The organism is Fuerstiella marisgermanici (genome assembly GCF_001983935.1).
GTDB lineage: Bacteria > Planctomycetota > Planctomycetia > Planctomycetales > Planctomycetaceae > Fuerstiella > Fuerstiella marisgermanici.
The window spans coordinates 7,332,225-7,347,751 of the sequence record NZ_CP017641.1 but is presented as its reverse complement, the minus strand read 5'-3'; the positions used below and the strand labels follow the sequence as shown (position 1 = coordinate 7,347,751).

The following is a 15,527-nucleotide window of genomic DNA, read 5'->3' as shown; positions in this document are numbered from 1 at the left end:
GACAAATACGAATACACTGTTTGCTTCCTGGTTGTCTATATGTTTCGTTGCTGCGGAACAGCAACTTCTGCAACGAAGTCGCCGCATTTTTACGGTCCAACAAATCGTGCGCGGCGGCGCGAAAATGTTTTTTTTTGGAATTGCCACTAATTGACACTAATTGACACGTGGCGCGCTGCAAACCAAACGGGTTTTGCAGCGTAGACGTGCACGAAGCTTAGGAGCTAATCGGAGCAGGCAACGTGATCTGTTGAATTCAAATGGTCGCTCGAAGCCTGCACAACGGCCTTTTGTGCCTGCCTTTTGAGAAACGCTGGGTTTCTGGCCAAGTGAGAATAAACCTCACCAACCATTCGCGGCGACTTATGCCCCATCAGATGCGATATCGAAATAGGGTCGACTTCGTTGATAAGCGCATTTGTGGCGAACGAATGACGAGCTCCGTAAGCCACGCATCGGAACCCGACACGCTTTGAAATACGATTCAACCGACACTTGATTGAATCTTTCGTCCAAGGGTTGCCACGTGTGTTGAGGAATAAAGGTCCATCCTCTCGTGTGTTACGGTCCAAGATTTCCTTTGCTTGTGGAATCAGAAAGATAACCCGTGTTGACTCACCCTTGGCCTCATCGCCTGGGAAGATTGCCGTATCGCCGTGAATGTGGCGAGCTTCGATCGTGCGTGCCTCTCGGGGCCTACAGCCTGTTGACCAGATGAAATCAATCAGGGACAAGAATGGCTCCGTCGCATGTTCGCGGATATGTCTCCATTGTTGCGGTGTGTAAACGATGTCACGCCGCCTTCTCGGTGGCTTCTTGATCCCGTGAAGCGGGTTAGCCTCCAGATATTCTTGTTCGATTGCCCAGTTGAACATCCGCTTAACCACCGAGATGGCATCATTCTGGCTGGTGGAGGTTCCCTTTGTTTCAGACCACTTCAGAACTTGATGCTTCTTCAGAGCGGCGATCCTCACCGTCCGACCGATGGACTCGATAAAGCCCTTGAGATACCGCCGATGATTCTTGTACGTTCCGGCAGATCGGTTGGCCTCGCACCAATCGAGGTAGATCTGGGAGAGATCGTAGATAGTAACAATCTCGCTCGTGACGTTCCGCCGGTCCAACATGAGGCCGTGGAACTTTTGCTTCGCTGCAGCTTTGTCTTTGCCGAGCGTAATTCGTCTACCATCGATCGTGCAGACCCATCGATTTTGGGCCTTGCGGAAGTACGGTTTTGGTTGACGTGCCATTCCCTTTATCCTCCGTTTAGGGTACGAATAAAGGGTACAGCCTTACGTTTCCGTTCTCGAAGTCAACGAAAAAAGCCGCAAACCCTTGGAGGGCTGCGGCTTCTGAAGTGGACCTAACAGGACTCGAACCTGTGACCTCCACGATGTCAACGTGGCGCTCTAGCCAACTGAGCTATAGGTCCGGCGGCGCAGAGTTTAGCAGTCGTTCCGGTTGAGATCAATCTTCGAGATTGCGTTTGCAACCAAACTCAGCGGTATTGTCTTCGGCACGGGGCGGCTGAGAATTCAGGGGCGGCACGCGGTAGTTCGGTTTGCGTCGACATCCGCGTTGGGTTGGAACGACTCGGACGGATCGGTAGCCTCTGACGAGGCCACGCGGGTCACGCCATTCGCGCGGCCGATGAAAAAAAGCTCCTTCCGTACGTTCTGAAGCCTGACTCCCGTTGAACAAGCGGCGTTCAGGCTGCGTTACGGACGACATCATCGCCATTCCACTGGTTCACACATTCGTTGAGACAAATATGATCGCCGGACAGTTTACATCTCGCCGCAAGATTGAATTGGTGGAAATCGACGAGCCGAAATTGGCCGACGGCGCAGCGGGACAGATCGTCTTTCAACCCGAAACCACCTGTCTGTGTGGGTCGGACCTTCCTTTTTTTGACGGCGAATTCGAAGGCCACGAAATTTCTTATCCTCAGCCCACCGGGATGTCGCTGCATGAAATGGTGGGCACTGTCGTCGCCACGAATGGGACTCGCTGGAAGCCGGGCACTCGCGTTCTGGCGGTCCCCGAGGGGCAGCGGGGGCTGTGGGAACGGTACGTGCTTTCGGAAGAACGAGCCATCGCGCTGGATGATCGGCTGACTGACGAGATTGCGTTGCTGGCTCAACCGTTCGGTACTGTGGTCTGGGCGCTGAAAAAGCTGCCAAACATGATCGACCGAGATGTCGTTGTGCTGGGTCTGGGGCCGATCGGGCAGATGTTCGTCGCCGGACTACGGAATCTGGGAGCTCGCCGGATTGTCGGTATCGACCCAGTCGAGGAGCGGACAAGCCTTGCGCTGAAAATGGGGGCGACGAATGTTGTCACCGGCGTTGGCAGCGAAGCACTGGCGGACGTGACGAACATTCTGGATGGCGGATTGCCCGAAGTCGTTGTCGAAGCCGTGGGGCATAAAGCTCAGGCATTCAACGACGCCGTGTCGCTAACCCAACATCACGGAGACATTCTCTACTTCGGCGTACCGCCGGTGCTGTTGGACGGCTTGCAGTTTAAGGAAGCAATGCTGAAGAACATCACGATTCGAACAAGCCTGCATCCCGACTTTGAACGAACCTTCCCACTGGCGATGCAGTGGCTGGCGGAAGGTCGAGTCAATCTGTCGCCGCTGTTAACTCATCGATTTCCGCTGGCTAAAATCCAGAATGCCTTCGATGTGTTTCGTGATCGGAAGGAAGGAGCAATTAAGGTCGTAGTCGACTTTCCGGCAGGGCGACGCGACGGCGCGAACGCATAATTATTCAAGGCGCGACATCGCTATGAAGCCGTGCGGTTGTCCTGCACGTTGCTGCTGACGCCGCTCACTTTGTTATCGGCCAGCGTAACTTTCCCGACGTCCGCGCCAATGCGGATTCCGATGCGATTTAAAGGAGCACGGTCTTCCACGATTTCATTGTTGAGGATGCGTGAGTCCGTCGTTTTTCCGGTGATGTCGATGGCGACTCCATTGTCGCCGCCGCTGTTCACGATGCGATTGTTTTCAACGAGGTTGCGATTCGCCCAGAAGTCGGCACCGCGGCTGTCGTCGCGAAACAGAATGCCGATTTCACCGCTATTCGTCACCACGTTGTTTCTCATCACGTTGTCGGTATCGCAGTGGCCGATCGAAATGCCGTACCTTCGATTTCCGTCGATGCGGTTGCCTTCTGCCAGCCCGTACTTCACCCCCCAGCACCAGAATAGGCCCTGGCTATTTCGGTCCAGTTTGTTCTTCCGGATCAGCGGTCGCTGCGAACCCGAACCGGGGTGAACTCCCAGATCGGTATTGTCGTGACTGTGGCAGTCTTCAACGACGACGTCATGACAAATCTGAAAGCTGATGCCGTCGCCGTTGTAGTTTCGAGCCGTCACTTTTCGCATCGTGTAGCGATTGCAGTCCTGCAGAAAAATGCAGCCACCGTAGTTGCCGTTCAGGTTCGTGCAGTTGGCTCGATTGCCGTCCAGCGTGAGGTTTTCGATCACGACGTCGGACGTGTATTCACTGGTGAGTAGCGGAAACAGAGACGAGCATTGCGGCATTCCGGTCAGCCACACATTTTTGCGCAGGCCGTTGTCGAGTTTGAAGCGATTTCCGGACTTTGCCACCAACGTTCGCTTGATGACGATGTTGCTGCCATTGTCTGCATTCTTTGCAGTGAGTGTCACTCCGTCGCCAACCTGAAATCCGCCAGGTTTCGCCAGAGTGATCTCCTGATCATACCAGTCCGAATCGGCCGACAACGCAATCGCCTCAGACGCTCCTCGCGTAATAATTGTGTCGTCGCCGCTGCCACGAAGTCGAATTTTCGACGGCAGGTAAATGGCGTTTCGCAGCGTGAATGTCCCGGGCAAGAGTTCGACCGTTCCTCCGCCAAGCCGAGCTGCATAATCGACCGCAGCCTGGATGACCTTGTCGCTCGTGCCGACCAGATCGCCGGACTTCGTGCCGACTTTGATGGTCAGGCGTTCGTCCCAGTCAGGTTCGAAGCGTTCGTCGCCGTCGGTGGCTCGAGCGTTCGTAACGGGTGGGCGACCGTCGGCGAAAAGGCGGGGCACACCGCCACTGAACGCAATCGCAGCGGTTCCGAGAAAGCTTCGTCGATTCCATTTCGGCATGGCAATGATCCCTGCGGACTTGAGTAGAACAAATTCCTGAACGAAGAATGACTCAGCGTTCAATGTACGAACAGCGAGCGAGTGCGGTCAACGCCTGGGAGCCACAGGAACCAGCTCCGCCACAGCAACGTCCCGCGCAGCCTTCATCGCCGCACATAATCGCCATGGGGGGCCGGATTACCGTCATGCTTAGAATTTTCGGTCTCACAGCGGTCAGGTCGGCCGAGTTTCGACCTAAAAGTCACCCACCCGGCCCATGCCACCGAAAAATCGCTGAACTCCCATCAATCCGGAACGGACTGGGTAGTATTCCGACTCTTCACGCGGAAAAGTGTACAATTCTGAAGCGAGATCTGACACCATCAGATGAGAAATGCGCCAGTCGGGCAGGGGAGCGGCGTTCGACGAGCTCGGCACGGTTTTCGCATGGATTTCCTTCAACTTTCACGCAACCATGATGAAGCACTTCAACAGCACATCCGGATGCCTTACTTTGGCACGGTATTTCGGGATCGAACAATACAAGCTGGCTGAGCGGACTTCACACAATTACTTCGCTGCAATCGCGTGAGGCGAATGGCGGTATGACGGATCCAACTTACAGAATCAAGACGGACGGAGGTCTGTCGAAACAGTACACGTTACAGCGGCTGCTGGAAAAGCACGCGGCCGGCGTTGTGGAAGACTCCGTCGAATGCACGCCTGATGACGGCCAAACCTGGGCTCAGCTGGGTAGCCTGCTGATGTCGGCGGTAGTTGATAGCGCAACTTTGCAAACTTCCAAACAGGTTGTTGCAACGGCCGACGAGTCAGAAATTGCGCCGGAAGTTGCCATCATCAAGCCAGCCATACCGGATTCAGAATCAGCATCGATTGCTCAGTCCGAAACATCCGTCGACATGGTCAGCGACACCTTCGACGATGACGATTCAGAACAGCGCAAGAGCCGTCGCCTGAAGAGATTGCCGGCGGGCAGCGGTGCCGGCAAACTATCGCGGCTGAAAACCTCACGCGACTTGCGGAAGTCGACAGATCTGATTTCGAAGCCGGAAGATCTGATCGGCGTTTCACTGGCGAACGGTCGCTACAAAGTAATCGACAAGCTCGGCAAAGGCAGCATGGCCTACGTGCTGCGAGCGTCGGATAGTCGCCTCTTAACCGACGTGGTGGTGAAGGTTCCCAAGCCGGAAAAGATGACGGACGACGATATCCGCGAACGGTTTCGTCGGGAAAGCCAGTTGCTGGTCCAGTTGACTCATCCCCACGTGGTCAAGGTCCTGGATGTTGGCGAATACTGTGAATTGCCCTACGTTGTGATGCAGTTGCTGTCGGGCGGCACACTAACGGATCTGATCAAGAAGGGATCCGAAAAAAGCATCGGCATGGAACCTGATCTGCTGAAGTCATGGCTGCGGGAAGTGGCTCGCGCATTGGACTTCTGTTACCGCAAGGGAATGGTGCATCGCGATGTGAAGCCTGCCAACATTCTGTTTGACGAAGACGGCAACGCGTACGTTAGCGACTTTGGTCTGACCAAAATCATGTACGGCGATCACGACAACATCGATCCGTCGGACACGGCATCCGGAGTTGTTCTGGGAACACCGAACTACATTTCGCCGGAAGTTGTACTGGGCAAAACCTACGACGGTCGAGCCGATCAATATTCTCTGGGCATCACGGTCTACCATGCGTTGTTCGGCAAGGCACCGATGCAGGGTGACAACGCCACGGCAACAATGATCAACCAGACGCAGAAGAACCTCCAGCTGTTGTCAGACATTCGGTCTGATGTGCCGCGAGAACTGGCGTTGGCGGTTCGCAAGAGTATCGAAAAGAAGCCGGAAAACCGCTTCGACAGTTGCGAGGAATTTGCAGAAGCCGTGCTGGAAGGATTGCGTGCGCCGCTGGGTCAGACGGCTGTCCCTGTTGCTGATTTCAGCAACGAATCGGGAGGCACACGAGCCGCTTCGTCCGGTTCGACTCGGTCATCTCAAAGTTCTGTGCGGCGCAACTCAAAGCCACGCCGCAACCGTTCTTCGCGCAGCGGCCAGGCTCGTCCGCGGCGAGCAGCGAATCCGGATATGGAATGGTTGGACATCGCAGACGAACGGCTGGAAGCCGATCCGTTGCCGCCGCGTAGAGGCGCGGCGAAAAGTGCGAGTTCGGCGAAGAAGAAGTCTTCAAAAGCGAGTGACAGCAATACTCAGATCTTCGGCCAGAGCGTTCACCCCGCATTGGTTGTCGTGCTGGCAGTGGGACTGTGTGCGTTGTTGCTAAGCGTCGTAGTGCAATGGGCGATGTCCGAAGGGGACCCCGAGCCCGCTTATACTCAGAACACGGCGAATACGGGCGCTTCCGCCGATTTGTCCGCTGAGTACAACGAATACGCGGCGAGAACCGGCACTCCCGCTGAACTTGCAAATGATGGCGCAGCAAAGCAACCCGAAAACCAATCCAGGAGCGGCAACGGGAAGAACGGAAAGAAGAAAGCCGGCGACACAAAACCGCCAGCCAAAGTTGCTGAATCGCCTGCACCAAAACCGCAAGCGAATAATCCAGGTTCCGATCCGGTTGTCGCGATGTCGGCGCCAATTGGCGAAGCGAATAGCACTGCGAATCCGGCTTCATCAGATTCCAGCTCCCCCACTGGCATGTCGGACGCCTCAAAGTCTACTTCAGTCCTGAAGCCGACCGTGGATGCGCTGTCAGCCGGGGACACGCCGCCAAACACGGTTCTGACCATTCCATTCGAACCGGGTGACCAGATTACCACAGGTCCGCCAGGCTGCCCGGTGATCATCGTCGGCAATCGGGTGTGGGACACAAATGCCAAAATCGTGATCTCAACGCTGGAAGGCGAACGCGTAAACGGTGCTTTCACGGCGGTGTCATCAGACGGAAGTCTTTTCGCAGCGGCTGACAAACTTCCGAACCAACAGAACACAAACATCGACGTCTGGGATACTCAGACGGGCAAGAAAAAATTCACCGCTCCGGGCGAAAGTGGTCGCTATTCCGATGCGATTTTGTTGTCATCGAAAACATTGAATGTGGGAGGTCGCTGGTCGGACGAGTTACTGACCTGGGACACATCCAATGGCAATCAACGCAAAGCGCTGAAGCTGCCATCAGCACGCGTCACACCAGGCAACACGACGATCAATCATACTGGCGAATTCATTGCGGCAGTCGCAAACAATCGGCTAATTGTCATCACAACGGCGGGCGGAAAATTGGTTGGGCAGATGCAGACGCCCGCCAATCGTCCCGCCAGCAGCCTTCGCAAGGTGATTGAAAGCCGAAAGAGAGATGATGGCAACGAACTCGTGTATGCATCGCTGCAATCGTTAAGTTTTTCGGCCGACAACATGGAGTTAGCCGGCATTGCCACTCACCCCGAACCTCGGCTACTGTGCTGGAACAATCGAGGCGAGCTCGTGGTGGACGGCCGCATTTCGTTCCACAACCCCGACGTCGATGCGGGCGTGTTAAGCTGGTTTGCAGACGGCGAAGCATGGCTGATCGGCGACGACGTCCTGCATCGGTCCAGCGGTCGCATCGTCGCGACCGCCGACGCCACGCGAAACCATCGCGTTCACCTGTACGACAACGACCACTTGATGGGCGTGTTCGCTGACGCACCGACAAAGCTGTGCGTCAGGAAAATCCCGTGGGAAGCAATCAATCAGTCGCTAAGTATCATCAGCAACTCCGAGGCTGGCTGGATTTCGCCCGGCCGCGCGGTCAGCGTTGAGGTTCTGCTGAAGGACAGTGGCGAAGAGGTACGCAAGACAATTCGGGAAGCGATCGCCGCACGACTATCCAGCGATGGCTTGAGGGTCGAAGATCAGAAGCAGGCTGCTGTGTTTCAGTTAACGGATGATGACCAGGATGGAGCACCAACGCTGAGCCTGGTCGTCACCGGTTCGTCCGATCCCGTTTGGTCGACAACACTCGACACGATGATGGCCCTTGGCGAACTTTGGCAGGATGCAAACGAGTCAACTCGCAAGTCGATGCTGGCCGACCTTGAAACGCAAATCGGCGGTTTGACGACACCGTACTTCGTACCGAAGGACGCCCTGGCAACCGCGCTGCCCGTTGTCCTCAACTAACTTGGCCGACACATGGGCGAAGGCGCCGAACGAAGCCGACCACAGTCAGTCGGCCAGTCAGTCGCCCACCACGCCAAATTCGGCAGCCGACGCCCACGGACCTCCGTTAACTTCGGAGAGAGCTCGAATCAGAACATAGCGGCCACTGACCGGATCGCACGTGATTTCCTGCGACGCTCGATCTTTGGTGAATGTCGCCTTCGCAACCGGAGCATCAAAGTTGTCCGGGCTGGATGAGACACAGAATTCGCACTTCTGGATTGCTCCGTTCCAACCACCATCCTGCCTGGCCAGATAGCGAAAGCCTCGGATCACGTGTTCGGTTCCAAGATCGATCACCAATTCGTGCGGGTGCTTATCAGCGGTCGGCTGAAACGACGTGTGCCACCATGTGCCGGGGTCTGAGTCGAAAGCGTTTGTGGCCAGTTTGCGGTTGCCGACCGATTCGCTGCTGACTCGAACAAGCTTCCACTTCGCCCGATCGAGCAACCCCTGCTTCTTGAGCTTGTTCACACGACCGGCTTTCTTTTTCTGAGGAGGTCGCGTGCTGCCCCATTTGGCCTGCCTGTCCTTTTCGTGGATCGCCGGGTCGTGAAACGTGCCCTCAACGGCGGGCGAGTGAGCTTCAGCGGCATAACGTTCCATTTGGGCGAGCACGTCAGGATGTTGAGCCGCGACGTCAGTTGTTTCACTCAGGTCTTTCGCAAGATCGTACAATTCCCAAGGTGCGTCGGGTTTAGGACGAACGGCTTTCCAGTGATTCATCCGGACAGCGGTTTGGCGACCGATTTCCCAGTACAGATACTCATGCTGTGACTGCTTCCGACCAGCCGCGTCGACTCCGAAAAGTTCCGGCACGATCGAAATACCGTCGATGTCGTCTGGCGTTTTCGCGCCAGCCAGCTCCGCCACGGTCGGCATGATGTCGGGGAAGTAGCACAGCAAGTCGCTTGCCTGGCCGGGAGCGATCCTGCCGGGCCAGCGAGCGATCATTGGGATGCGCAAACCACCTTCATAAAGCTGCCCTTTCTGACCGCGGAATTCCTGGCCAGTTGCCGGGTTCACATTCGGGCCGTGAAAACCACGTGGGCGTTCGGGGCTTTTGAAGTAGTCCATCCCGCCATTGTCGCCGCAGAAGACAACCAGCGTATTGTCCTCCAGCTGCAGCTTCTTCAGCAGAGCGAAAACGTCGCCCAGCTGGCGGTCGACCATGTTAACCATCGCGGCATAGCGTTTGGCGTCTTCGGGCCATGGCTTGTCTTTGAACAGCTGCCACGCGAGATCTTCGTCGGGGATGTTGAACATCCCATGAGGCGGTGTGATCGGCATATAGCAGAAGAATGGCCTGTCCTTGTTGGCAGTGATGAACTTCATCGCTTCGTCGACGATCACATAGTGCGAATACGTCTCACCGCTGCTGCCGCCCTTGTTACCCTTCGGAATGACCTCTTCGCTGTTCCGCACGATGTATGGCGGAAAGTACGAATGAGCGTGAACCTGATCATAGTAGCCGACGAATGTATCGAAGCCGTGCTTCTCCGGAACCCCTGTGGAACCACGTCCGCCGCAGCCCCACTTGCCGAAGCCGCCCGTTGCGTAGCCGACATTCTTCAGCACAGACGCAATTGTGGCCTCGCCAGACCGCAGCGGAGTACCACCTCCGTTGACTCGCACGGACGTGTGGCCGCTGTGCTTTCCCGTCATCAAAACGCAGCGTGTCGGAGCACACACGGCGGATCCGGCCAGGCACTGAGTGAACCGAATACCTTCCGACGCCATGCGGTCAATGTTGGGCGTCTGAAAATTGTGATGCCCCATGCAGGACAATTCGTAATAGCCCAGTTCGTCGGCCATAACGTACACAATGTTCGGCTTTGGTCCCGCCACCGCAGAACTCATAGGCAGGGGCAGGGCGATGGCGACTGACAGAGCAGCGGCAAATTTCACGGTCAGGATTCTTGGGTGCATCAGGTCGTTCCATGGGGTGGCGAAGAGCGTGATTGAACATTCAGGTGGGCATGAATTCCGCAATCGTGATCGCTACAGAAAGTGGGTGTTGTTTGGACGAATCTCACGACGGGGGTTTCAACGGCAGAACATTTTGAGCGGACGGGCGGCCGGCAAATTCTCAAGTTCTGTTCGCGAAAAATCTTCCAGTATTTCACGAATCTAAATTCAGCGTCGCAGGTTCAATGTTCATGCGACCGATTGTGGTTCGCGTGCCGACCACCCCGCAAGTGATCAACGGACGCTCGGCCTTTCGATTTCTTGATAGAGAAAGATATTGCGTATGTCTGTTGCAACTTCAACGATCCAAGGCCCTGTGCCGGAGCCCTCCCGGCCGCAATCGGCCTCCCATTCTACGGGGCGCCGCGTCGGAATTGCCACGCTGGTCTTCGCGATGGCCGGAACGTCGGCCGCAACTTACCTGCTGACAACGACCGAAAGAGACATCGACCGCAGCATCAAGGCCGCCAAGGTGCTCGAAGACCAGTCGCGAGTCATGGAACTGGTCAATGAGGTGAATGATGGAAAGACCCCGGCGCTGATTTCATCTCAGATGACGGATGAGGGGCTGACGATGATTTCTTCAGGCGTGCGACTGGTCGACCTTGAGATCGGTAATTCTCAGGTGTCCGACCGCGGTGTTGCTCATCTCGCCGCACTCAGCTCGCTACGTAACGTAGTGCTCACACGTTCACTGATCACCGACGAAGCGATCGACACAATCACGGAGCTACCGTCGCTGGAGTCACTGATCCTAAACCAAACCGATATCACGAATGCAGGAGTGGCCAAGCTGCAGAATCACGCCACGCTCCGTGAGCTGCGGCTTCGGAAAACGCCTGTTGGAAATGAGTCAGCGGATGCAATCAGTTCGATTAAAGAACTAAGAATGCTGGGCCTGTCGTTCACTCGAATGGGAGACAAAGGCGTTCAAAAGCTGGCAACGCTTCAGAATCTGGAAGACCTGCGACTGGCCGGCACCGCAATCACGGACGCCTCGATGCCAACCCTCGCCAGGCTTACCGCCATACGTCGACTCAACCTTGAGGACACCGAGATCACTGATGCGGGGTTGGCTGAACTGAATCAGCTGCAGGACCTGAAGGAAATCTGGCTGTCACGCACTCACGTCTCCGCCGACGGAATCAAGAACCTCGCTTCGCTACCCAATCTACGGAGCTTGTCAATTTCCGGCATTCAGGACGAAGCGGCCATGTTCGAATTGTTGAAGAAAGACCACGGCAGCCTCACCGCGCTGTATGTGTCGCAAGGTATCTGTGATGAAGCTACCATGGCGGAACTGGAAAAGCAGGACAATGCGTTGAATATCCGAGTGGTCGACAATCACTTTCGTGGAGTCGATAACGAGTAGCCACTGCGTCTGAACACCCTTTGCAAGTTCGCCTCCGAAGCCCGGCTGAAACGAAAAGCCGGGCTTCTTTCGTAGACGGACTCAGAATCCCAAATTGGGGCGAGTCCGATGTGCTGGGCGTGTGACTGAAATCGCCCGCTGACTCTTTTATTGGACTGACATTCACGCCAGAATAAGGGGCCGCCTGTAATTAAGGGAGCATCCTGGAAGCAGGATAGGTGTGCTTAGAGCAGATCGTGGCAGGTCGGACCACTTCTTGATTCCTCCTGCAAAAAACTAAGCACATGTGAGTCCTGTTACGGCCCTTTGGAAACATTGGGCTTCCGGCTCACTGCAACCAATCGAATTGACCGCTGTACGGAAGACCGTTTTGTCCGAATCTGGATTGCTATCCCAAATCACGTGTCCACATTGCTGGCATCGTTTTGAACCGGCGGAGACGCTGTGGGCGTCCGCTCATCCACGGCTGTATGGGGACGCTCGTCTGGGTCCCGATGTTCAGCGCCGCTTTCTGCCGACTCGTTTTGATGCCGGCGGCAACGCGATCGACAGCCAGGGTTCCTTCTGCAGCGAAGTGTGCTGTCCGAAGTGTCACCTGGTGATTCCTCGAACAATGTTCGAGCTGCGATGCATCTTCTACTCCATTTTGGGATCGCCAGGGTCGGGCAAATCGCACATGCTGGCCACCACGACATGGCAGATGCGGCAGGCGATGGGGCAGCGATTCAAGCTTAGCATTTCAGACGCCGACCCGGACTCCAATCGGCAATTGAACGAATCCGAAGAACGGTTGTTCTTTAACGAACATCCCGACAAGCTGGCGTGGATTCCGAAAACGGAAAAAGAAGGCGAGCTTTATCAGCCAGTGCAGTTTGGCGACGAAACCATTTGGTATCCGCGGCCGTTTGTCTTCGTTGTGCAGCCGCTGGCGGACCACCCGCAGACTGAACAGCGTGACGAGATCTCCCGAGCGATTTGCCTGTACGACAACGCGGGGGAACACTTTTTGCCAGGTGGTGAATCTTCGATCAGTCCAGCGACGCAGCACCTGAACATTTCTCGCGGGCTGCTGTTCCTGTTCGACCCGACTCAGCACGCTCGGTTTCGTGAAGCATGCAAGGCAGACAGCAGCGACCCGCAAATTCAGGGGACCGGTCGCAGCCACCGTCAGGACCAGATTTTGCACGAAGCGGCCAACCGAATTCGCACGCATTCCGGACTGGCTCAGCAGCAAAAATATGGCAAGCCCCTGATCGTGGTGATCACAAAGATGGACGCGTGGGCGCCAACGCTGTGGCCGGAATGGACGGAGCTGGAGGATCCCATTCGCGATTCGAAGCAGGGCATCGCCGGGCTGGACAATACGCTGATTGAAGAAGTATCTCACAAGCTGCGAACGATTATGGCGAAACTCGCGCCTGAGTTCGTCAACGCGGCGGAAGGCTTTGCAGAGAAAGTAACGTACATTCCCGTGTCGGCACTGGGGCATGCGCCGGAAGAGGATCCGGAAACCGGCATGCTGGGTGTGCGACCTCAGGCGGTGACGCCGGTGTGGGCCGAAGTTCCGTTGTTGTATCTGCTGAATCAAACCAGCACCGGGTTGATCCCATCGGTCCGGCGGTCGGCCGTGTAACAGGACAGTCGTGAGTTTCGAAGTTGTCTACACATCAGTTCGCCGCGGACTCAGAACCGGGGCCAAAGGTTTCTGCACGGTCGCAGCAACGGAAGGGATTCCTCGCGCGCTGCATGAGAAACTGGAATCGCTAAGCGGCTATCGGCATTCGGAAGCGGCGGCCGGTGGTGCGCCGCCCGTCAACCATTCGCACCTGATCGTTCGAGTGCAGCGGAAGATCTACCATGTTGTGTCACGAATTGCCGACGCCGGAATCGACTGCAGCGGCCGCACGAATAAGATCGCTCATCACCTTGCCTTAACGAGCTCCGAAACGGCCCAATATCCGCATGGGCCCGTTTCGTTATTTACAGACGACGGATTCTGGTGCGAAAGCTGGGACGACGATCCGGAAGAACTGCCGCCGCGTAATCTCCCCAGCGGTCACGCCAGCACTTCCACCGATTTCGACACGTGGGAATCTGTTTTCGGCGACGCAGGCTGGGCCGGCATGCTTGGCGAAGCGGCGGTCAACGGCATGAAGCCGGTTTCGATCATCGTGCCGCACACCGACAGCACGATCGACCTTCTAAATGAAGCGTTGCAGCTTGTGCCCCCGGAACTTCGCTGGAAGCTTTGCTTTAGTACGTACTTTTCGAGGTTGGCACCGGGAACGCAATGCCACTGGCGATTCGTCCTCGACGGCACCGGCGAAGCGCGGCGTTTGCGAGCTCGTTCGCTGGGGGCACTTGTCGATCCGATTGGTTCGGCGGGCGAGCTTTCGGATTCCAATCCTTTTGTCCAGGCCGCCCGGGAGTGCCAACCGGAACTCGTTCATTCGTCGGCGACTTCGGAAAGTCGACGAGCTCCGCCGGCCGCAGAATCCACCGGCGGTCGGCATTCCAGACGACGCCGACGACGGCCAGTGGAAGCACGACCGCGTCCTGTGACGGCGGCGAATCCGTTCGACTACAATGAAGAAGACTTCGTTGACGAAGAACGTAACAATGCCTCGGCAGACTCATCCAGCGGTCGGCGAGGTGCGCGCAGTCAGAATCGGCGCACCGGTCTGTGGCTTGTGCTCGGATTGTTCGGTGCAGTGATCGCGGTTCTCGTCTTTTTTGCAGTACAGAAATTATCGTAGACAACAAATATGGCTGACATCGCTGAAATTCATGAACTGCTGGAAAGCGTCCGAGTGACTCTGGCCAGCACCATGAACCCGGATCGTGAAGAGCTGGAACGGCTGCACAACGAACTGGATTCTGAAATCCGCGCTGCTAACAAACGACTGCGGGAATGCGATGCGCTGCTGGCAGAAGGTCATCGTAGCGAAGCCATTCAACTGGCCGAACAGGAACCAAACCTGCTGGAAGTCGTCTCAATCCTCGACTTCCCTGAACTGGCGGAATGGAACGACTTCGTCGCCGAGATCGGGATCACGGTCACTCCCGAGCTACAAATCGACATCGCCACGGACTTAAACGGAGCGTATTCCGAAGACGCGCCACTGGAACGGCTGCTGCGAAAATTTCGAGTGATGTCGCTGGGCCGGGCTCCGCTGCGAAGTCGCATCGACCTGCTGAGGCAGATCGCCAAACGAGATCTGGCGACTGTTTACTGGCAGGAGGATCTGAAATCCTATGAACAGGCTCGCATTCGCCAACTGGCGGATGAAAGTCGCGACGCCGTCAAAAATCGCGATATCGCGACCGTGCGTCGTTTGTCGGACGAGATTCATAATAAGCCCTGGGCCGTCAAGCCGGATCGACGCATTGTTGAACGGCTGGACAAGCTGATGGAACAGGTGCGCCGGATGGACGCTGTCCGAGTCGTGAACAAGCTGACCGAACAGTTGCGTGCCGCCAAAGAAAACGGCAACGGTTCACTGGCTCGCGATCTGGCCTCGCAATGGGAAGCCGCCGCTGCCAAGTGCGATCAAACATCAGACGCCTTTCAGGAGGCCAAAGACGAAGCGGCTCCCATGTTCCGCTGGATTCGCCAGTTGGGCGAGAAAGAAGAAGAAGAGCGTGAGTTCGCCAACGAAGTGAAAAAATTCCAGAAGGTGTTGCGTTCTCCCAGTAGTACAATGCCGGATATCTATCGCCTCTACGACCGGCTGGAAGAGTACGAAGACTTCGAGATTCCCGATGCCGTCCTGAGCAAATACGAAGCTCGCATTGCCGACTTCGAAAAGCAACAGAACAAGAAGAAGATGATGACCATCGGCGGCGTGGCGGTTGGTGTATTATTGGTGTTGGTCATTGCGTGGATTGTGATTTTCTAAACA

General features: G+C 56.1%; 9 protein-coding genes and 1 tRNA gene. 6 read left to right on the top strand and 4 right to left on the bottom strand.

The window, feature by feature from the left end:
- Positions 1-224 precede the first annotated feature (224 nt).
- Positions 225-1,250, bottom strand: a complete 1,026-nt coding sequence (locus Fuma_RS27570; RefSeq protein ID WP_179954422.1) for a tyrosine-type recombinase/integrase — start codon at positions 1,248-1,250, stop codon at positions 225-227.
- A 108-nt stretch (positions 1,251-1,358) separates the two neighbouring features.
- A tRNA-Val gene (locus Fuma_RS27565) sits at positions 1,359-1,432 on the bottom strand.
- A gap of 261 nt (positions 1,433-1,693) precedes the next feature.
- On the opposite strand from Fuma_RS27565, the gene Fuma_RS27555 reads away from it, so the two are divergent.
- The gene (locus Fuma_RS27555; protein WP_229360755.1) at positions 1,694-2,770 is read left to right on the top strand and encodes a zinc-dependent alcohol dehydrogenase; all 1,077 of its coding nucleotides are present in this window, start codon (positions 1,694-1,696) and stop codon (positions 2,768-2,770) included.
- 20 nt (positions 2,771-2,790) lie between these two features.
- Here the strand turns inward: Fuma_RS27555 and Fuma_RS27550 are convergent, their stop codons facing one another.
- A complete protein-coding gene (locus tag Fuma_RS27550; protein WP_077026949.1) occupies positions 2,791-4,128 on the bottom strand; it encodes a right-handed parallel beta-helix repeat-containing protein in 1,338 nt (445 codons plus the stop codon).
- A gap of 584 nt (positions 4,129-4,712) precedes the next feature.
- Between Fuma_RS27550 and Fuma_RS27540 the strand changes: the two genes are divergently transcribed.
- Positions 4,713-8,246: a serine/threonine-protein kinase gene (locus Fuma_RS27540; RefSeq protein WP_077026947.1), complete on the top strand. Its 3,534-nt coding sequence runs from the start codon at positions 4,713-4,715 to the stop codon at positions 8,244-8,246.
- A gap of 57 nt (positions 8,247-8,303) precedes the next feature.
- Here Fuma_RS27540 and Fuma_RS27535 read toward each other — a convergent pair whose 3' ends face one another.
- Positions 8,304-10,214 (bottom strand): sulfatase-like hydrolase/transferase, encoded by a 1,911-nt coding sequence (locus tag Fuma_RS27535; protein WP_158521158.1) that lies wholly within the window; start codon positions 10,212-10,214, stop codon positions 8,304-8,306.
- Between the two features lie 322 nt (positions 10,215-10,536).
- Here Fuma_RS27535 and Fuma_RS27525 point away from each other — a divergent pair, with 322 nt between their 5' ends.
- From Fuma_RS27525 to Fuma_RS27510, 4 genes are all read left to right on the top strand, one after another.
- On the top strand, positions 10,537-11,625 hold the full coding sequence (locus tag Fuma_RS27525; protein ID WP_145944413.1) for a leucine-rich repeat domain-containing protein: 1,089 nt from the start codon (positions 10,537-10,539) through the stop codon (positions 11,623-11,625).
- Positions 11,626-11,995: 370 nt separating this feature from the next.
- Positions 11,996-13,258 (top strand): hypothetical protein, encoded by a 1,263-nt coding sequence (locus tag Fuma_RS27520; RefSeq protein ID WP_145944412.1) that lies wholly within the window; start codon positions 11,996-11,998, stop codon positions 13,256-13,258.
- 10 nt (positions 13,259-13,268) lie between these two features.
- Positions 13,269-14,381 carry a GAP1-N2 domain-containing protein gene (locus Fuma_RS27515; protein WP_077026942.1) on the top strand — a complete coding sequence of 371 codons (1,113 nt, stop codon included), beginning with the start codon at positions 13,269-13,271 and terminating at the stop codon, positions 14,379-14,381.
- A 9-nt stretch (positions 14,382-14,390) separates the two neighbouring features.
- Positions 14,391-15,524: a hypothetical protein gene (locus Fuma_RS27510; RefSeq protein WP_077026941.1), complete on the top strand. Its 1,134-nt coding sequence runs from the start codon at positions 14,391-14,393 to the stop codon at positions 15,522-15,524.
- The last annotated feature ends 3 nt before the right edge of the window (positions 15,525-15,527 follow it).